The organism is Tistrella sp., from assembly GCF_002684955.1.
In the GTDB taxonomy this organism is placed as follows: domain Bacteria; phylum Pseudomonadota; class Alphaproteobacteria; order Tistrellales; family Tistrellaceae; genus Tistrella; species Tistrella mobilis.
Map to the genome: position 1 here is coordinate 1 of NZ_NYWI01000022.1, position 22,241 is coordinate 22,241.

Genomic DNA, 22,241 nt, shown 5'->3' on the forward strand with positions numbered 1-22,241 from the left:
CCAGCCTGGGCCGGTGGCTGGAGGGCCGCTTCAAGCTGTCCTCTATCCATTTCGTCGATGATCGCACCGCGCCGAAGGTCATTGCCGCCCTGCGCAACATGACCCTGCGCAAAGCCGGAACGCAGGTTGCCCATGGTCGAGGATGATGATGCGGACGTCCTGGCCTTCCTCGAAGGTCAGCCGCCCAATGCGACCTTCTCGGATATGGCCACCGCCTGCCTGGACCATTTCGGCCCTGATCGGGCTTGGTCAGCCGATCGCATCGCCCGTGTGTGGCATTGCCGCTTTCCGCGTACTCTTGGGCCGAAATCCAAGATCCACGGCAACCCGGCGGTCAAGGCGTTCCTCGATGACCGCCTGGGCCGGTTTTCTCTCAACCAGATCGCCAGAGCCTGCCGCCGGCATTTCGGTGATAAGGCGCCCTCCGTTACCAGCATCCATAAATATTGGGTCGAGCGGCGCCGCGCTATCACGAGCACCCTGCCCGCTTCGGATCCGCCGGATTGATCTGACGGGATCATCCGGCGGAATAACTGAATATGTTGAAAGATGAACGGGCACTCGTTTCGGGTGCCCGTTCTTCGTGAGTCCGGAGCATGCGATCTTTCCTGTACCTGAACCCGATCCTGAATATGGCCGGATCGGCGAGGAAAACAGGGGCGAGACCAATGGCTTATCAGGACGTCATCGACGTGATCGGCAATGACGCTGCCGCCGCACTCTGTAAGGCTCGGGGCGGGTCGCGGATCTATATTCCCATCCGCCCCACCTGCCGCATCGTCGAGATCATCGGAGCTGATGCCGCAGCGCGCCTCTGCGCTTCCGAGCTTGCCGGCGACTATGTCTGCATCCCGCGACGGACGCAGAAGATGATGGCTGACCGTGCCCGGGAGATCGCGAACATGCCGGGCAGTGTCAACGCGGTGGCCCGGCGCGTCGGTCTGAGCAACACCCATGTCGCCCGTCTGCGCCGGATGTGGCGCGACCGGGCGACAGCCTGAGCGGGAGTGGCATTTCATGTCCGCATCGCCGCTCCTCGACATCCTCGACGACATCGCCATGGAACGGCTCTGCCGGCGCTATGGCGGCACCTGCATCATCCTGTCAGCACCAATCCTCCACCGGCTTCGTCGGATCATCGGCGCTGCCGCTGCCGAGCAGCTTGCGCGCTCCGCCCTGGCTGGCCGGCGCGTCTACGTCGTGAAGCAGACACCGGCCATGCGGCGGCGGCTGCATGACGACATTGCTGCGGCGCCTGGTTCTGCGGCCGAGGTTGGCCGGCGCTACGGCATCCATCCCAAAACCGTCCGCGATATCCGCCGGGCGCGTCGTCTGACGCCTCCGGCCGGCTGATCCATCATCCACGAAAGTCTATCCATCCATGTCCATGACATCCGCCCAAGCCCGCGTCGTCGATCCGGTCCTGTCGACCCATGCGCGTGGGTATCGCCACCCCGACCGGGTCGGCAATCTGTTGTTCCCGGCGGTACCGGTCGATGTCGCCGCCGGCAAGGTGGTCGAATTCGGTCGCGAGAGCTTCATGCTCTACAACGCCCGCCGGTCACCCGGCGGGGCCACGAAGCGCATTCAGTGCGGCTATGTCGGCAAGCCCTATGAACTGGTTCAGGACAGTCTCGAAGGCACCGTTCCTCGGGAACTGGCACGTGACGCCTCGGCAGTCCCGGGGATCGACCTGGGCATCCGGACCACCAACACCGTCATGCAGGCGCTGACCCTGGCGCTTGAACACCAGCAGGCGGGCATCGCCCTTGATCCCGCCAACTACGATGGAGGCCACAAGGCCACGGTCGCCTCCGGGCTCAAATGGGGCACCGATGACGGCAAGCCGATCGCCGATGTTGAGGCGGCGCGGCAGGCGGTGCGGGCGTCCTGTGGCTCCTATCCGAACGTCATGGTCCTGGGGCCGGTCGCCTATGCCGCCCTCAAGACGTCCAGGCAGATCGTCGACCGTTTCCGGAACGCCGACATCGTCACGCCCCAGATGCTGGCCAATCTCTTCGAACTCGGCAGCGTGGTGGAAGGCCGGGCCGTGATCGTCGAGAACGAGGAAGACGGGTTCGTCGACGTCTGGGGCAATGCTGCCGTGCTGGCCTATGTCCCGCCCGCGCCGACCGGCGCCGAGGAACCGAGCTTCGGCTATACCTATACGATGCGGGACAACCCCTTCGTGGAGCAGCCCTACTGGCACGGCAACACCAAGAGCTGGGTGTATGGCGTGACCTATGAGCGTCAGCCCGTGCTGACAGGTATGAGCGCCGGGTTCCTGATCCAGGCGCCGGCCGCGGAGGAATGAGCCCCATGAAGCCGATCCACATCTTCCGGGCAGGACGCCACACCGCCTCCAACGGTGCCACGGTCACCTTCTCCGAACGCGACCTGTCCCATACCGCCACGGTCTATGATCCGGTGCGCCACGAGGCCCCCATCGTCGTCGGGCATCCAAAGGGGGATGCACCTGCCTATGGCTGGGTGGCAGGGCTGGAAGCCCGGCCCGACGGGCTTTTCGCCCTGCCGCGGCAGGTCAATCCGGACTTTGCCGAGATCGTCGCCGCTGGCGCCTACAAGAAGGTCTCCGCAAGCTTCTATGCGCCTGATGCGCCCCAGAACCCGACGCCCGGCGCCTACTACCTGCGTCACGTCGGCTTCCTTGGCGCCCAGGCGCCGGCGGTGAAGGGTTTGCAGGCGATCGAGCTTGCGGCCCCGGACATCGGCATCATCGATTTCGATGACGGCGCCCACGAACTGATGCAACACCGCCTTCACTACATGGAGCGGCAGAACCACCGCCGGAAGGCTGAGAATGCGATCGACCGGGCCATTGCAGAAGGCCGTGTGGTCCCACGCTTCCGTGAAGCCCTCTTGCAGTTTCACGATGCTCTCTCCGAAGACCCGGTGCTCGACTTCGCCGAGGATGACACCACTTTCGGCAAGCCCATGCCGAAGTCACCCTCGGACTTTCTTCTGACCTATCTGAGCAGGTGTCCGACCTTCATCACGCCGGGTGAAATCGTGAAGCCTGAAGACGATCCATGGCTCGATCACGACGAGGGTGCCGGCTTCTCGGCACCTGATGGCTACACCGTCGATCCGGGCGGCGCCGCTCTCCACCGACGTGCCCTCGACTACCAGCGGGAGCATGGTGTCGACTACGCACAAGCCGTCCTCGCGGTCGTATCTGGCCCGCGCTGACCCGAGCCGTCGTTTCAGGAGCCCTCAGATGCCCCGTCAGAGCCTTGCAACCCTCACCCTGAGCTTCACCGCCACTGCCCCGATTACCGTCTGCCGCGCCTGTGGCTTCGACGGTGCCATGGTCGCTGCGGCCGGCGCCAAAGTGTTCGGCGTTTCCGATCAGACCTTGAAAATCGGGGAGGCGGGCACGTTGACCGTCGCAGGCACCACAGTCATCGAGACCGGCGGTGCCTTCCCGGTCGGCGCCAGCCTCGTCACCGATGCCCAGGGCCGGGCCGTCGCCGTATCCGGCCCACTTGCGGTCGCGGCCGGCGCCACTGCCGTCCAGTCCGCCGCCGCCGACGGCGCCACTGTCCTGACCGGCGCCGACCTGCCGGAATTCGTCTTCGCCGATGCCCTCGAAGCTTCCGCCGGCGCCGGACGAAAAGTCGAAGTCCTCTTGCGCCGCTGAGCCTACACATGAAAATGGCGGGTGTCGCCGACGACACCCGCCTGTGCGTAACCTTGCAGATGGCGCGTCGGCACCCCAGCTACGCATCACGTTTAAGAATAGTTCAGGTCGTCATCTTGTCCAACATAATCCAGCTTTGTCCGGCCTGATCCTGGCAAACCTCTTGTCCCGCTCTACCAAACCTCTTGTCTCTCTAAACGGGCTTCGCCGGTCTCGCCCAGGATGCGGGCGGCCTCTTCCGGGGTCATGGCGGCGATCAGCGCTGCGGCGGTGGCCGGGTCGCTGGCAAGCGCCATCAGCTGCGAGGTCGAGATCATCGTCGGGCTCCGCCGCTCAGTTGCCGGAAATCATCCAGCCGCCACCCAGCGGCATATAGGCGCTGTTCACTGCGACACCGCCGGCCACGCCTTCCAGCGCCGCATCGTCGATCTCGGTATCTTCCGACCGGCGCCTGAGCCGGGGGATCAGCGAGCGCCAGTCGAACTTGAAGCCCTTGGCTTCACCGGCATCGCCCAGCACCTTGGCCGCCTCTTCGGCAGAGATGGCAGAGGCGAGTGCCCAGGCGACGGTCGGGTCTGAGGTCAGCATCAGCAGGTGAGAGGTGGGCACCATGGCGGCGGCTCCATCGGCGGTGGCGGATCGTGACGCCGAGCATGCCCGCGAACCCCGTTCCTGCCCAGCCCCTCCGTCGCACGGCGTTACCGGCCGTTTATCCACCCCCTTATCCGGCGCCCTGGTCGGGCCCGCTCTGGTCCCGGCGGAAGGGCAGATGTTCGCCCAGCGCCTCGGCCTCGGCATCGACCGCGGCGCGCTCACGGTCCAGGAAGTCCTTCACCGCATGGGCAAGCCGCGGATCGGCCAGCCAGTGGGCCGAGCGGGTGGTGACGGGTTCGTAGCCGCGCAGCAGCTTGTGGCCGCCCTGCGCGCCGGCTTCGACCCGCGCCAGGCCGCGGTCGATGGCGACCTCCATGGCCTGGTAGTAGCAGGTTTCGAAATGCAGGAAGGGCAGGTCGACCACCGCCCCCCAATTGCGGCCGTAAAGTGTGTCCTTGCCGACCAGGTTGAGCGCGCCGGCCACCGGGCGGTCGCCGTCATAGGCCATGATCAGCACCACCCGGTCGGCCATGTTCTCGCCCAGCCGGTCGAAAAAGCTGCGGGTGAGATAGGCTTCGCCCCATTTCCGATCGACCGTGGCGCGGTAGAAGCGATGGAAGGCATCCCAGGCCGCGGGGGTGATGTCCTTGCCCGACAGCGCCCGAAAGACCAGGCCGCTGTCGCGGACCTTCTCGCGCTCCTTGCGGATCATCTTGCGCTTGCGGGCGGACAGCGCCGCCAGGAAGTCGTCGAAACTGCCATAGCCGCGATTGTGCCAGTGGAACTGGACGTCATGCCGCGCCATGAAGCCGGCCATGGCGAGCGGGGCCACGTCTTCGGGGGCGAGGAAGGTCACGTGCACGCCCGAGACGTCGAGGCTGCCCGCCACCGCCGCCAGCCCCTCGGCCAGGGTGCGGCGGATTGCCGGCGCATCCGGGCCGTATCCCGCGAGCAGACGCGGCCCCGGCACCGGCGTGAAGGGCACGGCCGCCTGAAGCTTGGGGTAATAGGCGCCACCGGCCTGTTCATAGGCGCGCGCCCAGGCCTGATCGAAGACGTATTCGCCCCAGGAATGGGCCTTGAGATAGAGCGGCACCGCGCCGATTAGCCGCCCGTCCGCCGTGCTGAGCAGCAGATGACGCGGCAGCCAGCCGGTGCGCTCCGACACCGATCCCGAGGTTTCCAGGGCGAGCAGGAAGGCATGCGACAGGAACGGGTTGTCCGGGCCGGCAAGAGCGTTCCACGCCTCGGGGGCGATGTCTGCCATGCTTTCAGCGGTGGTCAGGGTCAGGCGCTGGTCCTGGTCGGTCATCGGCTCCGGTTCCGGCGGATCGGGTGGGCGGCGGCCCTCCTATACTTGGCGCCCGGCCGGCGATGGACAAGCCTCTCGCGCCACCGCCGCCCGCCGTGCCCGGACATAGACGGTACAGAACACCAGTCCGATGCCATAGGAGGGCGCGATGGTGGCCAGCACATGGGGCGTGCCTGCCAGGGCATGTGCCGTGGCAAAGACCACGGCCAGCAGGCTGATCGGCACCACCGCCGCCACGATTGCGCCGGCCCGCAGCCGTCGCGCCAGGATCGCATCCATGGCGAGCGTGAGCACGGCGGTTGCGCCGAAGCTCAGCAGGAACTGAACCGCAGCGGCCCTGAGCCCCGCAGGCATCCCCGCGCCGTGATTGGCGAAGAACGCCCAGCCGCCATAGAGCAGGCCGGAGGCGGTGCCCAGGATGAGCGCCCGGCGGTTCAAGATGCGGCCGCCTGCAGGGGGGTATCGGCGCCGTCGGCCTCGGCGATCTCTTCCATCACGAAGCCGGTCAGGGCCTCGACGCTGGCAAAGGGGCTCACCTTGCGCGACACGGCCTTTTCCGAGGTCAGCGACACGGTGACGCCGAAATCATCCTCGAGCTTTTCCTCGACCGTGGTCAGGAAGTTGACCAGCCCCATGCTGTCGAACACGCCGCCGCTGCCGTAGAGGATGAGCGCGGGCCCCGGGGCAAGGTCGAAGGGTTCCTCGCGTTCCTCGTTCACCTCGGCGAGGGTGGCCAGGATCATGTCGCGGATTGCTGCTTCATCGGCCATCTTCGGGCCTCCTCTGTCTTGGGCGGGGTCTGTGGCGAAGGGTCAGGCGGGGACCGGTTCGGGGGCTGGCACCAGCGCCCGGACCAGATCCGGCATCATCCGGTCCGACAGCAGATCGAAATGGCCGGCATCCAGCCCGATCAGCCGGAAGCGGCCGGTGGTATGGGCGGCCCAGCGTTCGGGGCGGCGCTCTGCCGGGTCGCGCCGGGCGGTGATCATCGTGATGTCGCCATGGATGACGCCGCGTGCCCGCCAGCCGGTGGTGGCCCGGGCATTGCGCAGCACCCGGGCCTTCAGCCGTGCAACGGCCGGCCGGCCGAGACCGGCGGCGAGGCGACCCATGGCATCCGTACCGTCGGCCGCGGCGCGGGCGAATTCGCGGTCGAACTTGGCTGCGACCGCATCGGGATGCATCGGCACCGGCTCGGCCGAGGTGTCGAGCAGCACCAGATCGACCCGGCCGCCGGTTTCGGCCTCGATCAGCCGGGCGGCATCGAAGGCGGCCATGCCGCCCAGCGAATAGCCGATCAGCCGCCAGGGTCCGCGGGGTGCGATCTCGAGCACCGTGCGGGCAAGATGGCGGGCGAATTCCGGCAGACCCGCGGCCGGATGCGCCGGGAAGCGCAGCCCCCAGGCGGTCTGGCCGAGCCGCGCTGCAAGGTCGAGGAAGATGGCCGGCTCTCCGGCGACCGGCGGGATCAGGAAGACCGGTTGGGTTCGCCCTGTCATCGGGCGGTAAAGCGGCAGCGGCCCCTCATCCTCGTGATCGCCGGCGGCGATGCGGGCCTGATCCAGCCCCGCCGCCAGCAGCCGCGGCGTCGGGTTGAGGAACAGCTGCTTCAGGTCCGTCTCGAGACCGGTCGCCGCCCGGATCTCGCCGGTGAGCCGAAGTGCGGTCAGCGAATGCCCGCCGGCCAGGAAGAAGTCGGTGGTGGCGTCCACGGTCACCACGTCCAGCACCCGGGCGAAGGCGCCGGCGATGGCGGCTTCAAGGGCTGTCGCCGGGGCGGTGCGGACCGGCCCCTCGGCGAGGGCCGGCGCCGGCAGGGCTGCGGCATCCAGCTTGCCGTTGGGCCGGCGTGGCAGCTGGTCCAGGCGGGGGAGCACGGCGGGCACCATCCAGCCGGGCAGGCGCCCGGCGGCCCAGCTCCGCAGCTCGGCGGGGGAGACGCCCTCGCCGACATACCAGCCGGCCAGCCTTGGGCCGCGGGGGCCGGTGATGGCCCGGACGGCCGCCTCCTGCACGGCGGGATGGCCGGCCAGGTGTGCCGCGACCTCGCCCGGCTCCACCCGCGCACCATCGATCTTCACCTGATCATCCAGCCGGCCCAGATAGAGGAAGACCCCGTCCGGCGTCAGCAAAGCCTCGTCACCGGTGCGGTAGAGTCGGGCCCCCGGGTTTGCCGGATCCTCGGGAAAGCGTTCGGCCGACAGCTCCGGCCGGCCCAGATAGCCCCGGGCGAGCTGGACGCCGCCGATCACCAGCTCTCCGGGGCGGCCGACTGCGACCGGTTGCAGGGTGTCGGGATCGACCACCAGCAGCTGCGTGTTCCAGACCGGCCGGCCGATCGGCACCACCGTCTCTTCGGGATCGGCATCATGGCGGGCGACGTCGATCGCGGCCTCGGTCGGCCCGTAGAGATTGACGATCCGGACACCCGGCCAGCGGGCCGCGACCCGGCGCACCGTTTCGGCCCTGAGCGCCTCGCCGCTGGTCACGATCAGCCGCAGCCGCGACAGGCGCTCGTCGTCGCCGGCGGGCAGGCCGGCCAGCATGGCATCCAGGGCGCCGGGCACGAAATGCAGGCAGGCGACGCCCCGCGCCTCGATCAACCGGGCCAGCGCCTGCGGGTCATGGGCGGTCACCGCCGGGCAGAGCACCATGGGCGCGCCCATGGCGGGGGGCATCAGCATCTCCCAGACCGAGACGTCGAAGCTGGCGGTCGTGCGGTGCAGGATCGGCTCGTGGTGACGGTGGCCCAGGGCATGCCATTGCCAGACCAGCCGGTTGAGCAGGGCGGCATGGTCGACCATCACCCCCTTCGGCCGCCCGGTGGTGCCGGAGGTATAGAGCAGATAGGCCAGATGGCCGGGGGCCGGGGCCGATAGTGTCACTTCGGGCGCGCCGAGCGCATCCGCGTCATCCATCACCAGCAGCGGCCGGCCCGTCGCGATGGTCGCGAAGTCCCGGCAGGTGATCACGGTGATCGCCCCGCCATCCGCGGCAAGCTCCGCCAGCCGCGCCGCCGGCAGGGCGGGGTCGAGCGGCAGGAAGGCCGCCCCGGATTTGAGCACGCCCAGAACCGCCGCAATCATCGCGGGCCGCCGGTCGATCATCACGCCCACGATCCGCCCGGGGCTGGCCCCGCGGGCGATCAGGGCCCGGGCGACCCTGTCGGACCAGAGATCGAGGGCGGCGAAGCTCGTGACCTCTCCCGCCGCGGTCACCAGGGCGGGGTCGGCAGATCTGAGACGCGCGGTGTCGCGGATCAGCTCCACGACGCTCGCGGCGCCGCCGGCCCGTCCCGGCAATGGCCGGGCCGTGTCGTTCACCCGCGCGATCAGGGCCCGTTCGGCCGCGGGCATGGGCGGGATCAGGTGTGCCAGCGGCGTGTCCGGGGTCGCCCGCTCCAGCGCCTCCAACATCGGCCCCAGCCGGTCCACCACCGGTGCGGCACCCAGCGGGCCCCAATGCGCGGCATCCAGTGCCAGATCGAAATCGACCGGCCCCTCGCCGCCCAGATCGCGGACATGCAGGGCGAGGGCGTATTTGTCGCCCTCGTGACTGACCGGGTGGAGCAGGGTGTGGCAGCCGGCGAAGCCCTGTGTGGCCGGCCGGGTCTCGAAGGAGAACAACACATCGCCGAGCATGGCATCGCCTGCCCCGGGCCTGCGGCCGAGCGCCTTGCCGATCGCGCCCATGGGCAGGCGCTGATGGCGGAAGCCACGGCGCATCGCCGCCTGAACCGCGGCTGCGGCCTCGCCAAGGGAGGTGGCAGGGTCGATCTGCAGGCCAAGCGGCATCAGCCGCACGAAGGGGGCGATGGCCGCGCGTTCGGCCGCGGTCATCCGGTTGCGGACCGGGGTAGCGACGATCATCGCCGCCCGGCCGGTCAATTCGTGGACCAGGGTCGCGAACAGGGTGAGCAGCAGGGCCGGCAGGGGAACGCCGGCCGCGGCGGCGACCGCCTCGATCCGGGCAAAGGCCGCCCGGTCGCGGGTGATCCGGGCCTTGAGCGACGGCCCGAAGGGTGGGCGGCGCAGAAAGGCCCGGGCGGGCAGATCGCCCAGCTCGCGGGCCCAGAAGGCGCTGTCTTCGGCCGCCTTCGGGCTCTGGATCCAGGCATGTTCGGCGGCCGGATCGGGCAGCGGCGCGGGGTCGGGCGGCGGCGTTCCGCCGGCCAGGATCATGTCATAGGCCCGGCGGAAACGATCGAAGAGCGCGAGCCCGGCCCAGCCGTCGACGATCAGATGATGGCAGCGGAACAGAATGGTCCGCCGGTCGGGCGCCGCCTTCAGGATCCACATGTCGTGCATGACCCGGCCGTCCTCGGGACGGATCGGCTCGGCCCAGAGGGCGGCTGCCCGGGCGGCGACGCTCATCCCGGGTTCGGCGTCGGTGCTGAAATCTTCCAGCCGCACGGGGATGGGGCTGGCGTCGTCGGGTGGGGCCACCGCCAGCATCGGCTGATGATCCTGCAGCACCAGCCGCGCCCGCATGGCCGCCACGTCGCGCATGACCGCCCGATAGGCCGCCGCCGCCGCCCGATCGTCGAAGGCGCCGTCCACCTGCATCTCGCCCCCGACCAGATAAAGCCGGTCGGGGTTGAGCGTGCGATCGAAGAATATGTCGCGCTGGGCGAGGTTGAGGTGATGCAGCATGGGGCTGCCTCCCGGACGGGGCATCAGCGCCCGTTGAGGGAATGTGCGGGGGGACGGAATATGCGGGGGGTGCCGCGGGCGGCGGGCGGGGGCGCCGCAGGCGGCAGGGGAGGAGGGTGAGGTGCGGTGCCGCTCAGAGGTCCTCCATCAATTCTCTCAAGAGATCCTGGCCCAGTGGCCAGTGGCCGAAGCCCGAATCGGCGTTGATGTGGCCGGCGCCGGGGATGAGGGTGAGATCGGCGCCCCAGGCGGCTGCGAAGCCGGCGGCCCGCTCGGGCGCGACGTAAGGGTCGTCGTCGCTCGCCACCACCAGGGTGCGGAAGGGCAGGACCAGGGTCGGCATCGGGGCAAAGACCCGGGCCTCTTCCGGCGTGTGGTCGGGGCTGTCGACATCGGCCGGAGAGACGAGCAGAGCGCCCGTCACCCGGCCGGCGCGGGCGGATGTCTCCGCCCAGCGCACCACCAGCGCACAGGACAGGCTGTGCGCCACCAGCACCACCGGTCCGGGTGCCAGCGCCACCGCTTCGTCCAGCGCCGCAAGCCATTCCGACGCGACCGGGCGGTCCCAGTCGCGCTGTTCCACCCGCCGCCAGGCGGGGTTTTCGTCCAGCCACAGGCTTTGCCAATGGTCGGGGCCGGATCCGCCCAGCCCCGGCACGATCAGAACGGTTGGGGTCACCGTGGGGTCTCCTGCTTCGACGATCAGACCTCGTATTCCGCGCCGACACCGTCGAAGCGCAGTCGGTGCTGGATTTCGACCGGCTGGTCGTCGCGGTCATAGCCTTTCAGCATCCCGGCCTCGATCAGGCGGATGACGATCTGCGACGACAGATCCGGGCCGTCATCTGCCTGCTTCAGCCGTTTCACCAGCTCGCGATAGCCGACGGTTTCGTGCGACAGCCCGGCCAGCACGTCGCGATGGGCTTCGGTCATCGAATACTTCATCATCCGCCGGCCGCGCCCGTCGGCGACCAACTGGCGCTCGACCAGGCTGAAATCCATCGGGTCGACCTTGAAGGTCGGCACCAGCGAGACCTCGCCGCCGGTCCATTCGAACCGTTTGATCGCGTTCAGATTGCGGGTCAGCGCCCCGATCCACTGCACCCGCTTGGCGGCGAGTTCCTCTTCGGTGAAGTCGTCGGTGAGTTCGGTGCGCAGATGCTGGCCCAGGCTGATCATGTTGCCGGAGCGGTTGACGAATTTGCGCAGCAGCTCGTCCTCGTCCGTTTCTTCGGCCTGGCCGGTCAGGCGGGCGAACCAGGTCTTGTCCGAGAAGCGCTTGTCTTCCAGCCCCTGCACCCGGCGCTTCGACCAGAAGCTTGAGGCCGGCATGACTTCCGAGGCATAGCTGTAGAACGAGGCCAGGAACTCGTGATACTGCGAATAGCTCTCGCGATAGGCGGCGTCATACCAGGCATGGACATCATCGGCCCGGTCGGGATGGTCGATCAGGAAGTCGATCGCAGCCCCGGCATAGACACCGGACTGGGTGGCGAGATGCACGCCCTGCGAGAACAGCGGGTCGGTGAAGCAGGCACTGTCACCGGCCAGGAAGGCCCGGCCCATCGACATGCGCTCGGCATTGTACGACCACTCGCGAATGATCCGGGCCTCGGCGCGGGGATCGTCCAGATCGACGATGGAGGCAACCTCCGGCGCGGCGCGCAGGCAGTCTTCCAGGAAGGCCTGGCGGCCGCGGGCGTTGATCTCGGCGGCATTGTCGACATCGACCACGGCGCCCACGGAATAGGTGCCGTCCTTCAGCGGGATCATCCACACCCAGCCCTTTTCGAAGGTGATCGAGAAGGTGGTGCCGTCCAGGTCGCCGGTGAATTTGCGGATCGAGGGGTAGTAGTTCCAGACCGCCAGAGAGCGGTAGAACTCGTCATAGCGCCTGAGCCCCAGTTCGCGGGCGATCAGCCCGTTCTGGCCGGTGGCGTCGACGACATAGGATCCGGGCAGCACCACCTCGGCATCGTCGGCCACCCGCCTTGCGCGGACCAGCACGCCGTCGCCATGGTCGTAATCGACCGAGGCGACGGCATGGCCCATGCGGATATCGACGCCGGCATCGCGGGCGGCATCCAGCAGCAGACCGTCGAATTCCTGGCGGTAGACCTGGATCGCGTGATCGTAGATCCAGGGCTCGGGCCGCGGGGTGGCGAAGGAGAAGGTCCAGGGCGCCTGGCCCAGCCCCCAGACGAAGGTGGCCGAGGGCTTGCGCACGAAGCCGCGCTCCATGATCCGGTCCATCAGCCCCAGCCGGTCGAGCAGCGACAGCGTGCCGGGCAGCAGGCTTTCGCCGATCTTGTAGGCGGGTTCGGTCGCACGTTCGAGCAGGACGACGTCGCGACCGCGGCGACGCAGGGTGAGGGCGGCAACGCAGCCGGCCGGGCCGGCGCCGATGATCAGCACGGGATCGCTCATGGGGTCGTGACCTCGTTGGACGGGGTGGGCGTGGCAGCTTGGGGGGCGAACAGGAAGGCGGTCTTGGGCTGGTCCTTGCGGAAGACGAAGGCGCCGGACGAGACATTGGCCGCGACCGACACACCGGCCTGGATGCGGTTGCCGTCGCCCAGCGTCAGCCGCGGCTGAACCGAGGCGGCGATGCCGAAGAAGTTGTTGGCGCCGAGCGTGACATAGCCCGCAAGTTGCACCCCCGACGAGAACACGTTGTTGCGGCCCGAGACGCCGTCATGGCCGAAGGAACAGCCGTAATTCATCACCGTGAAGGGCCCGGGCCGGGCGTTGACGCCGATATGGACCCGGGGCCCGAGCACCGTGCCCGGGCCGATCTCCGCACCCGGCATGACGGTTGCGGTCGGATGGATGATGGTGGCGGCGGGCCAGCCGGCGTCGTCGAACCAGCGGGCGATCAGCTCGGTGCGCACCGCGATCTCGGCCATGCCGAGCGCGAAGACCTCGCCCGGGGCCGGCTGATAATCCTCGGGCCGCCCCAGCCAGGCGGGGGCCGGTGCGCCATGCTCTTCCCAGGCCGCGCGGGAGACGTCGAGGAAGCCGCGGAGCGTGAAGCCGGCATCGGCGGCATAGGCCGCGACTTCCCGGGCGAAACCGCCCGACCCGAAGATGACCAGATCCGTCATGACGCCTCCCGCGAGATGAGCTTCTTGAACCGGGCCGAATAGGGAATGTCGGTCACGATCTTCACCCGGACCGGCACCTTGAACGGGTCGAGCCGCTCGCGGGCATGGGCCTTGACCGCCTTGACCAGGGCGGCGGGATCGGCGGGCACCGCATCGGCGGCCGGCACGATCTCGGCCATCACCGCCTGGCCCGTGATCGCATTGGGCTGTCCGAAGACTTTGCAGTCGGCGACCAGGCCCGAGGCCATCAGCACGCCTTCGACCTCGGCCGGGAACACCTTCTCGCCGCCGACATTGATGATCTCCTTGGCGCGCCCCTTCACTTTCAGGAAGCCGTCGGACGTTTCCTCGACCAGATCGCCGGTCCGGAACCAGCCGTCATCGGTGAAGGCATCCATCGGGTGGTTGAGATAGCCGACGATCCGCCGCCGGCTGCGCAGCCACAGCTCGCCATCGACGATGCGATGTTCGACCGCCTCGTCGTCGAAGCGCATGGCCAGGCTGGTCGACGCCCGGCTGACGGTGGAGACGATCCCGGTTTCAGACGTGCCGAAGGTCTGGAGCAGCCGGGCGCGGGGCAGACGGCTGCGCAGCAGGCCGAGCAGCCCTTCGGGCATCGGCTCGGTGCCGTAGGTGATCATCCGCAGCGTCGAGAGGTCGTGGGCCTCGACCGCGCCGCTCATCAGCATGAGATTGAGGAAGGTGGGCGAGGCGGGCAGCACCTGGACCCGGTGGCGCGCAATGGCGCCGGCGACCGCCATGGGCGTGCGCTCCGCCGGCAGCACCAGGGTGGTGCCCTGGGCGAGACTCGAGAAGATGGTGTTGATGCCGCCGATATGGTCGAACATCAGGAAAAGCAGCAGCCGCAGGGGCTTGGTGCGGGGGGCACCGCCCAGATAGCTGGCGCTCAGCCGGTCCAGATCGTGCAGCATCGCCTTGGGCCGGCCGGTGGTGCCGCTGCTGAACAGGATCAGCCCGGCATGGCCCGCCTCGCGGAGCTGTTTGACCAGCGGCGCTTCCTCGCCGTCGGGGGCAAGCTCTTCCGGGCGATGGCCGGTTTCGGGGCGAAGCTGCCAGACCGCACGTGCAAGGGCCGCCTTGTCGGCGCGCTCGGCCGGCACGGTCGAGGTGTCGAGCGCCACGACGGTGCCCAGCGCCTGAAGCGCCAGCAGCAGGGCCAGGGTATTTGCGCCGGCCTCGCCGTCGAGCTTGACCACATCGCCGGCGCGAATCCCGGCCGTCCGCAGCAGATCCGTCGCATCCCGGGCCTGATCGGCGAGGGCGGCGAACGAGGTCTCGACGCCCGTGGCATCGTCGATGAGGGCGACCGCCGCGCCGAGGCCGGCGATCCGGTCGAGCAGGCTTCCGGTCATCGGGATACCCCTCCCAGATAGATGATCTGGCCGGTGACCATCGCGGCCGCCGGGTCGGCCAGGAAATCGATCACCCGCACCACCTCGTCGGTGGTGGCCAGCCGCGACACGGTCTGGGCCGAAAGCAGCCGGTCGATCGTCTCGGGCGGCACGGTCCGGGTCATGCGGGTGCGCACCGGCCCGGGTCCCACGGCATTGACGGTGATGCCCATGGGGGCGAGTTCCCGCGCCAGCGTCTGGGTCAGGCTTTCGACCGCCGCCTTGGCGGCGGCATAGGCCGCAGCCCCGGCGAGCTTCAGGGGGACGGCGACGCTGGTGAGGTTGACGATACGGCCACCCGCGGGGGCGCCGTCTGCCGGGGTGTCCCGATCCCGACGGCGGGCTTCGGGCCGCATCAGCCGCGCCGCTTCCCGGGCGCAGACGAAGCTGCCGACCACATTGGTGCGCAGCAGCGCCTCCAGCGTTTCGGTCGGGGTCAGCAGCGCATGGTTCATCGAGGCTTCGCCGGCGGCATTGACCAGCACGTCGATCCGGCCATGGGCGCGCCGGATGGTCGACATCATCGTCTTGACCGCCGTCTCGTCGGCGACGTCCAGCCGGTGGTGGACATAGGCCGGATGCTCGATGGGGGAGGGGCTGCGGGCACAGCCGTGCACCAGATCACCCCGGTCCAGGAAATGTGCAGCCGCCCGTCGGCCGATCCCCTTGCTGGCCCCGGTCACCACCACCACCCGGCCGGATACGTCCGGCCCGCGGGCGACGGACGCCGCCCGGCTGGCGCCTGGCGTCATCTCTGTCGTGCCGTCCTCGGCCGAAACTGGGGCGTCTTCATCCATGAGGTGCAACCTCGAAGAAGAAATTACCCTGGGATTGATGGTCCGCCAGCATCATTCCGTCCCGCCCGCCATCGGCGGCAGCGGCCCGCGGTCATAACGTCTGGGTTGCTTAATTCAGGGTAGACCCGCGCATTGGCAATATCCAACCTTATTTTTGGTTGTGATATATTCAATGATATACGCGTATCGGCCTCTGATATGCGAATGGTACCCGGTGCGCCGGGTCACGAGCCGGAGGGCTTGTCGCTGTTCTTCAGCCGCTGACGTTCCGGCCCCGGGGCCGGCTGGCCGGATGCAGAAGAACCGCCGCATATGCCCTTGAGCGCCTGCCAGTCGGCGTCGCTCAGCAGGGCGAGGCCCTCGGTGGCGGTTCCGGCCGCGGCGGTTCCGGCGGCGGCCAGGCGGGCCAGCCGGTCGGCCCCGAAGGGGTGGCTGTCCAGCAGGGTGCCATGGCCCCCGGTCTCGCCGGTCACACGGACCAGCAGGTCGCCGAAGGCCGCGGGAGAGCGGCCCAGCCTGGTCATGGCCGCGGCCGAAAAGTCGTCGGCGGCGGTTTCCGCATCGCGGGAATAGGCGGCATTCAGCACGGCATCGGCGGCGGTGACGATCGCCGCGCCACCTGCCACATCGCCGAACAGCAGCCCGATCACGAAAGAGGTGCTGCCGGCCCGGATCACCATCCGGAGCCCGTCGCGATGATGGACATGGCCGATCTCGTGGGCGATGACCCCGGCCAGTTCGTCGGGGGTTCGGGCCTTCTGCAACAGGCCGTCGAAGACGTAGATCCGCCCGCCGGGCAGGGCGATGGCGTTGGCCACGTCGGACGACAGCACCACCACGTCGACGACGGTCTCGTCGTCCTCGGGTGGCAGGCCGGCATCGATCAGGGCCTGGACCATCTGCCCCAGCGCGGCCTGACCCTGGGGGCGGGTACAGGCCTCGCCACCCAGCAGTGCGCGGACCTGACGGTCGGTGGCATCTCCCAGCCGGGCTTCGACCGAACGCGGCACCAGCGGCGTGATCCGGTCGGCCGCGAAAGGGATGCCATAAAGCGCCAGCAGCACGATCGAGACGCAGGCGGCCGCAGACCAGCCGAGCACCTGGCGGGTGCGCCCGCGGCCCTGGCCATGATCGAGCGCGGGGCAGCGCGTTTCGACGGCGCGCGCAAGCCCGGGGGCGGCGATCTCCAGCCGTGCCAGCGGGTTGCTCCCCGTCAGGGTCTTCAGGCGCAGCCGGCCGTGGCCGTCGGCGCGGCGGATGTCGTCCCAGGCCCAGCGGGCGAGCGGCGTGCCCTCTTCGACGATCTCCAGCACCGGGCCGATGACGAGTGTGACATGCCGTCGGCGGGCACTCCGGCCGTCGAAGAAGATCGTGCGGGCATCGGCTGCGGACGCCTCGGTCATGGTCAGAGACCCCCGATATTGAGATCAAGCCCGCCGGCGAAGCCTTCGCCGATCGCGTCCACCGCCTCGCCCTGACCGGTCGCGTGATCGGCCGCCTCCAGCCCGTAGACCGCGGTGGTCTCAACGATCCGTGCCCAGATATCGCGGGTCAGGTAGATCCGCACCACCACACCCGCGGCGAGCGCCATCAGCAGATAGCCGAACCCCAGACCGCCCAGCGCCAGCGGATGGGCGAAGGCGGCGGCATAGTCTGGCGTGCCGTCGGGGGCAGGCTGCGCCAGGGCGGCGGCGAGGCCGAAGATGCCTGACACCCAAAGACCCATCAGAATGCCCAGCAGAACCCACCAGCCGGTCGCCTTCCAATAGGTGCCGAACAGCGCCCGGCGCTCAAGATAGCTGTGGAAGCGGACCTCGCCGAAGCGGACATTGGACACCCACCATTGCAGCATGGTCGCCCGCCAGGCGGCGATCAGGAAGGGCAGGGGGATGATGGTCAGCAGGGCCGGCACGGTCAGCAGCCAGAGATGCCAGCCGCGGCGGAACAGCTCGCGCCCGGTGCCGTCGAACCCGCCCTGAAGGTCGCCATAGGCGGTATGGCGCATGCGATAACGCTCAAGCGCCGCCTGCCGCCAGGGCAGGGCGGCGCCCAGGCTCAGCAGCACCGCCAGATCCCAGAGTGCCGCGCGCCAGGCATAGCCGATGCCCGACCCGGTCATGGTGAAGCGCAGCCCCCGCCAGACGGTCCGGGTCACCCGATAGCGGCGGGCCCGATAGACCGCGAACTGGGCAAAGAGATAGAGGAACAGAGAGAGCGGCAGGCTGGCGAAGGCCTGAACCCGCTCGGCCTCGATACCGACCAGAAAATACACGAGATAGGCCGGCATCAGGATCGCGGTTGCGATCAGGAAACCGATCAGCAGTTCGCGGGCGCGGCCGACATATTCCAGCGGGTCGCCGTCGACCAGGGTATGGGACCACAGGTGCCGGCGGATGTCGGTGGCCAGCCAGAAGCGGTAGAAGCCGAAGGTGACGAGTTCAAGCAGCGCCCCCCGCAGGACCAGGTTGCGGAAGGCCCGCCGCATGCCGTGGAAGCGGGTCCAGCGGGTGGACGGGGCGGGGGCGGGCAGGGTCTGGTCCATGGGGGGCGGCTCGGAAAGTTGGGGGGCGCCGGCACGCGGCGGTCTTCTCAGATAGCCGGCAACGGCGCCCCGCGCAACCCTGTGTTCATGCGAGCCGTTCTCATCACCTTTTGGTGGGGATGATCAGAGCGGTCCGTAGGCCGAGATGTCCCTGGGGTCGGTTTTTACATGCACCAGCGCCGGGCCGTCATGGGCCATGGCCGCGCGGAAGGCCTCGGCGAAATCCTCCGTCCGCTCCACCGTGAACCCGGCGGCGCCATAGGCCCGGGCGAGCAGGGCGAAATCGGGTCGTGACAGGGCGATCCCATGACCGCGATCGCGGCCGATGCGCCGGGTCTGGTGCATCAGGATGGTGCCGTAGACGCCGTTGTCGACCACCACCACCTTGACCGGCAGGTCTTCGAGCACGGCGGTCGCCAGTTCCTGACCGGTCATCAGAAAGCCGCCATCGCCGGCGAAGACCACCACCGGGCGATCGGGATCGGCCGTGGCGGCCCCAAGCCCCGCCGGCAGGCCATAGCCCATGGCGCCGGCCTGGGTGGCGAACTGCGTGTCGGGCCGCCGGAACGGCCAGTAGCGGTGGACGAAGCCGGCGAAATTGCCGGCATCGATCGCGACCGCGGCCTCGGGGCCGGCAATCTCTGCGGCGATCGTCACCACCGCGGCCATGTCGACCGCACCCAGCACTGGGGTGACCGGTTGTGCGGCGAAATCGGCGACGCCCTTGTGGATCGCATCGCGCCAGTTGATCCGGTCGGCCGGCGGTTGATGCTCTGCCAGCCGGTCGGCGAGCGCGTCGAGCCCGGCCGCCACATCCGCCACCAGCATATGGTCCGGCAGGCGGGCATTGCGGCCGGCGGCGCGGGCGATTTCCCCGGCATCGGGATAGAGATGGATGACCGTCTGATGCGGGGCGGGAAGCGTCCAGCCCTCGCTGGTCACGTCGTCGAGCCGGCTGCCGGCGACCAGGATCAGATCGGCCTCGGCAAAGGCACGCTTCTGCGCCGGGCTGCGGCCCAGCCCCAGATGGCCGAACCAGGCCGGATGGTCGGCCGGCACCAGATCCTGGCGGCGGAAGGCAGTGGCGAGGCCGCAGCCGCTGACCCGGGCCAGCCGGTCGAGGGCGGCATGGGCGCGGTCGAAGGCGGCAATCTCGCCCGCGATCACGATCGGGCGGGCGGCGGCCGCCAGCGCCTCGGCGGCGGCGATGGTCTGGGCGGCGCCGGGCAGGCCCGAAGCGGCCCGCAGCCGGCCGAGGTCCGGGCCATTGGCGCGCACGCCGCCGGCGATATCGGGCAGGGCATCCGCCGCGGTCTCGCCTTCGGTCACGTCCTCGGGCAGGACCAGGATCACCGGACCGGGACGCCCGGCCATGGCGATGCGCAGGGCACGGGCGGTGGCCCCGGCACAATCGGCGGCGGTGCGCGGTTCGATCACCGCCTTGACCGCATGGCCGAACATGGCGCCGTAATCCACTTCCTGAAACGCCTCCAGCCCATGCTCGCGGGTTGCGACCTGGCCGACCATCAGCACCAGCGGCGTGGAATCCTGGGCCGCGACATGCACGCCATGGGCAGCGTTGGAGGCACCGGGCCCGCGGGTGACCATGGCGATGCCGGGCAGGCGGCGGGCGCGCGCCCAGGCTTCGGCGGCGCAGGCGGCGCCGGTCTCGTGGCGATGGACCAGCAGGCGGATGCGGTCGGCATGGACGCGCAGCGCCTCCAGCACGGCGAGATAGCTTTCGCCCGGCACGCAGAAGGCGGTGTCGATGCCATGGGCGATCAGGGTGCGGATGATGGCCTCGCCGCCCGAGGGCGGCGTCGTCGCAGAGGCGTCGGGTCCGGTCATGGGCGGGGATCCTGCAGCGGGGGGGCACAAGCGAAACCGCCGCAGTCCCGGGGGACTGCGGCGGTTCGGATCCGGATCAGGCGATCTCGGCGACGATCTCGACTTCCGTCGTCACATCCAGGGGCAGTTCGTTCACCCCCACCGCCGATCGGGCATGCTTGCCGGCATCGCCGAAGATGTCGACCAGCACGTCCGAGGCACCGTTGCCCACCTGCGGCTGGCCGTTGAAGCCGGCGGCGGAGGACACGAAGATCACCACTTTCACGATCCGCTTCACGCGGTCGAGATCACCGCCGCAGGCGGCCTTGAGCTGGGCGATGCAGTTGAGCGCGCAAAGCCGGGCCGCGGCGGCGCCGTCTTCGATCGAGCGCTCGCCACCGACCTTACCCTTCCAGACGACCGCACCATCGGCGACCGGAACCTGGCCGGAGGTGTAGACCAGATTGCCGGTCACGGCGTAAGGCACGTAATTCGCGACGGGGACGGCGGGCACCGGCAGGGGGATGCCCAGTTCTGCGAGACGCGCCTCGATCTTGCCCGACATGGCTCAGCTTGCTCCTTCGGTCGTGGGGAGGACGCCCGGACCCTGTCAGGCGCCCGGACGGCCGGTCGCGCCGGCGGTCAGCCGGATCGCGACGTTTTTGGTCTGGACATAGCCGAGCAGGGCTTCGACGCCCTTCTCCCGGCCATAGCCCGACCGCTTCATACCGCCGAACGGCGTTTCGATGCCGCCGGCGAACCACTCGTTCACGAAGACCTGGCCGGCGATCAGACGGTCCGCCACCAGATGCGCCCGGGCCAGATCGCGGGTGTAGACACCCGCACAGAGACCGTAATCGGTGCCGTTCGCGATGGCGAGTGCTTCTTCGGCATCATCGAAGGGCAGGATGGTCAACACCGGGCCGAAGACTTCGTTCTGGGCGATTTCGGAGCCGGGGGTCGTGTCGGCGATCACGGTGGGGGCCATGAAATAGCCCGGCCGGTCGACCCGGCGGCCGCCGGCGGCGGCGGTGGCGCCGGCCTGAACGGCGCGCAGACACATGGCCTCGATCTTGTCGAGCTGGCCGTCCGAGATCACCGGGGTCAGCTCGGCATCCTCGATGCCCGGGCCGATCTTCAGCGCCGAGGCGGCGGCGGCCATGCGCTCCACCACCTGGTCATAGACCGGCCGTTCCACCACCAGCCTGGACGAGGCCGAGCAGACCTGGCCCGCATTGGTGAAGATGCCGCCGCGGGTCGAGGTGATGACCTGATCGATATCGGCGTCCCTGAACACCACACCGGCCGACTTGCCGCCCAGCTCCATCACCGCCGGCACGACCCGGTCGGCCAGGGCATGGAGGATCCGGCTGCCGGTCTGGACCGAGCCGGTGAAGACCAGATGGTCGATATCGCCATGGCCGGCGAGGGCGGCACCCGCCTCGTGGCCGAAGCCGGTCAGGATGTTGACGACACCGGCCGGCACGCCGGCATCGTGGACCGCCTGGGCGAGTGCTGCCAGCGACAGGGCCGAAAGCTCCGGGGTCTTCATCACCACGGTGTTGCAGGTGGCGAGCGCACAGGCGATGGAGCGGGCACCGATCTGGAGCGGGAAATTCCAGGGCACGATCTGGGCCGACACGCCGAAGGGCGCATGCACGGTGTAGTCGATATAGTCGGGCCCGAGCGGGATCGACTTGCCTTCCAGCTTGTCGGCCATGCCGGCGTAATACTCGAAATAGCGCGCGGCTGCGGCGACATCGCCACGGGCGGCCGAGATCCGCTTGCCGTTGTCGAGGGTTTCGACCAGCGCGATCTCCTCGGTCCGCTCCAGCAGGATCCGGGCGATGCGGTGCATCATCCGCGACCGTTCCACCGGCTTCATGTTCTGCAGCAGGCGGGCGTTGAAGGCCTTGCGCGCGGCGGCCACCGCCATGTCGACATCGGCGGCTTTGGCGCAGGCGATGTCGGCGATGACCTCTCCGGTCGCCGGGTTGACCACCGGGATGCGGGTGCCGTCCAGGCTGTCGACGAAGCGGCCGTCGATATAGTGCTGCCAGCTCCGCTTGATCTCGTTCGCGCCGCTCATGGGTTCCTTAAGCCTCCCTGGTGGTCGTTGCGCCATCCGGGCCCCGTGGTCGTCACGATGGCGGTCGTCTGCGGGGGCCGGCGCGCCGGGCAGCATGCCAGCCCCGGGGCGGCCGCACAATTCCCGCAAGCCGTGGTCCTGGCAGATTTCCACTGCCGTCCACCGGACGGAAACCCGCGTCCATCAAGGGGGAAGGCCGTCGGTCACCGAAACGCGAACGGGCCGGGCCCCGCCTGCAGTTGCAGGCGGGG

22 protein-coding genes are annotated in these 22,241 nt (G+C 69.1%); 6 read left to right on the forward strand and 16 right to left on the reverse strand.

Going from position 1 to position 22,241, the window contains the following annotated elements:
- Positions 1-132 precede the first annotated feature (132 nt).
- From CMO28_RS06010 to CMO28_RS06035, 6 genes are all read left to right on the forward strand, one after another.
- Positions 133-507 carry a hypothetical protein gene (locus tag CMO28_RS06010; RefSeq protein WP_296711097.1) on the forward strand — a complete coding sequence of 125 codons (375 nt, stop codon included), beginning with the start codon at positions 133-135 and terminating at the stop codon, positions 505-507.
- Between the two features lie 89 nt (positions 508-596).
- The gene (locus CMO28_RS06015) at positions 597-1,001 is read left to right on the forward strand and encodes a hypothetical protein (RefSeq protein WP_296711100.1); all 405 of its coding nucleotides are present in this window, start codon (positions 597-599) and stop codon (positions 999-1,001) included.
- Positions 1,002-1,017: 16 nt separating this feature from the next.
- Positions 1,018-1,353 carry a hypothetical protein gene (locus tag CMO28_RS06020; protein WP_296711102.1) on the forward strand — a complete coding sequence of 112 codons (336 nt, stop codon included), beginning with the start codon at positions 1,018-1,020 and terminating at the stop codon, positions 1,351-1,353.
- A gap of 28 nt (positions 1,354-1,381) precedes the next feature.
- Positions 1,382-2,314 carry a hypothetical protein gene (locus CMO28_RS06025; protein WP_296711103.1) on the forward strand — a complete coding sequence of 311 codons (933 nt, stop codon included), beginning with the start codon at positions 1,382-1,384 and terminating at the stop codon, positions 2,312-2,314.
- A gap of 5 nt (positions 2,315-2,319) precedes the next feature.
- Positions 2,320-3,210, forward strand: coding sequence for a hypothetical protein (locus tag CMO28_RS06030; RefSeq protein ID WP_296711104.1), 891 nt, complete (start codon positions 2,320-2,322; stop codon positions 3,208-3,210).
- A gap of 28 nt (positions 3,211-3,238) precedes the next feature.
- Positions 3,239-3,661: a capsid cement protein gene (locus CMO28_RS06035; RefSeq protein WP_296711105.1), complete on the forward strand. Its 423-nt coding sequence runs from the start codon at positions 3,239-3,241 to the stop codon at positions 3,659-3,661.
- Positions 3,662-3,834: 173 nt separating this feature from the next.
- On the opposite strand, the gene CMO28_RS06040 is transcribed toward CMO28_RS06035, so the two are convergent.
- The 16 genes from CMO28_RS06040 to CMO28_RS06115 all read right to left on the reverse strand — a co-directional run bounded on the left by CMO28_RS06040 (position 3,835) and on the right by CMO28_RS06115 (position 21,990).
- On the reverse strand, positions 3,835-3,978 hold the full coding sequence (locus CMO28_RS06040; RefSeq protein WP_296711106.1) for a hypothetical protein: 144 nt from the start codon (positions 3,976-3,978) through the stop codon (positions 3,835-3,837).
- Positions 3,979-3,994: 16 nt separating this feature from the next.
- A complete protein-coding gene (locus CMO28_RS06045; protein WP_296711107.1) occupies positions 3,995-4,273 on the reverse strand; it encodes a hypothetical protein in 279 nt (92 codons plus the stop codon).
- Between the two features lie 109 nt (positions 4,274-4,382).
- Positions 4,383-5,567, reverse strand: coding sequence for a GNAT family N-acetyltransferase (locus CMO28_RS06050; protein WP_296711108.1), 1,185 nt, complete (start codon positions 5,565-5,567; stop codon positions 4,383-4,385).
- Positions 5,568-5,606: 39 nt separating this feature from the next.
- Complete coding sequence (locus CMO28_RS06055; protein WP_062770304.1) at positions 5,607-6,005, reverse strand: hypothetical protein; 399 nt, start codon at positions 6,003-6,005, stop codon at positions 5,607-5,609.
- Positions 6,002-6,337, reverse strand: a complete 336-nt coding sequence (locus CMO28_RS06060; RefSeq protein ID WP_062770307.1) for a hypothetical protein — start codon at positions 6,335-6,337, stop codon at positions 6,002-6,004. The genes CMO28_RS06055 and CMO28_RS06060 overlap by 4 nt, the downstream gene beginning before the upstream one ends.
- 42 nt (positions 6,338-6,379) lie before the next feature.
- Positions 6,380-10,219 carry a non-ribosomal peptide synthetase gene (locus CMO28_RS06065; RefSeq protein WP_296711110.1) on the reverse strand — a complete coding sequence of 1,280 codons (3,840 nt, stop codon included), beginning with the start codon at positions 10,217-10,219 and terminating at the stop codon, positions 6,380-6,382.
- A gap of 133 nt (positions 10,220-10,352) precedes the next feature.
- Positions 10,353-10,898 (reverse strand): RBBP9/YdeN family alpha/beta hydrolase, encoded by a 546-nt coding sequence (locus tag CMO28_RS06070; RefSeq protein ID WP_296711113.1) that lies wholly within the window; start codon positions 10,896-10,898, stop codon positions 10,353-10,355.
- A 23-nt stretch (positions 10,899-10,921) separates the two neighbouring features.
- Entirely contained in the window at positions 10,922-12,646 is a 1,725-nt protein-coding gene (locus CMO28_RS06075; protein ID WP_296711115.1) for an NAD(P)/FAD-dependent oxidoreductase, read from the reverse strand.
- Positions 12,643-13,323, reverse strand: a complete 681-nt coding sequence (locus CMO28_RS06080) for an acetyltransferase (protein ID WP_296711117.1) — start codon at positions 13,321-13,323, stop codon at positions 12,643-12,645. The genes CMO28_RS06075 and CMO28_RS06080 overlap by 4 nt, the downstream gene beginning before the upstream one ends.
- A complete protein-coding gene (locus CMO28_RS06085) occupies positions 13,320-14,696 on the reverse strand; it encodes an ANL family adenylate-forming protein (protein WP_296711120.1) in 1,377 nt (458 codons plus the stop codon). Before CMO28_RS06085 ends, CMO28_RS06080 begins: the two co-directional genes overlap by 4 nt.
- On the reverse strand, positions 14,693-15,487 hold the full coding sequence (locus CMO28_RS06090; RefSeq protein WP_322111300.1) for an SDR family oxidoreductase: 795 nt from the start codon (positions 15,485-15,487) through the stop codon (positions 14,693-14,695). The genes CMO28_RS06085 and CMO28_RS06090 overlap by 4 nt, the downstream gene beginning before the upstream one ends.
- 269 nt (positions 15,488-15,756) lie before the next feature.
- On the reverse strand, positions 15,757-16,935 hold the full coding sequence (locus CMO28_RS06095) for a M48 family metallopeptidase (RefSeq protein WP_296711124.1): 1,179 nt from the start codon (positions 16,933-16,935) through the stop codon (positions 15,757-15,759).
- A gap of 2 nt (positions 16,936-16,937) precedes the next feature.
- Positions 16,938-18,074, reverse strand: a complete 1,137-nt coding sequence (locus tag CMO28_RS06100) for a YjgN family protein (RefSeq protein WP_296711125.1) — start codon at positions 18,072-18,074, stop codon at positions 16,938-16,940.
- Positions 18,075-18,197: 123 nt separating this feature from the next.
- On the reverse strand, positions 18,198-19,922 hold the full coding sequence (locus CMO28_RS06105; protein ID WP_296711130.1) for a thiamine pyrophosphate-dependent enzyme: 1,725 nt from the start codon (positions 19,920-19,922) through the stop codon (positions 18,198-18,200).
- 76 nt (positions 19,923-19,998) lie between these two features.
- The gene (locus tag CMO28_RS06110; protein ID WP_296711135.1) at positions 19,999-20,466 is read right to left on the reverse strand and encodes a RidA family protein; all 468 of its coding nucleotides are present in this window, start codon (positions 20,464-20,466) and stop codon (positions 19,999-20,001) included.
- Between the two features lie 45 nt (positions 20,467-20,511).
- On the reverse strand, positions 20,512-21,990 hold the full coding sequence (locus tag CMO28_RS06115; protein ID WP_296711140.1) for an aldehyde dehydrogenase family protein: 1,479 nt from the start codon (positions 21,988-21,990) through the stop codon (positions 20,512-20,514).
- Positions 21,991-22,241 lie beyond the last annotated feature (251 nt).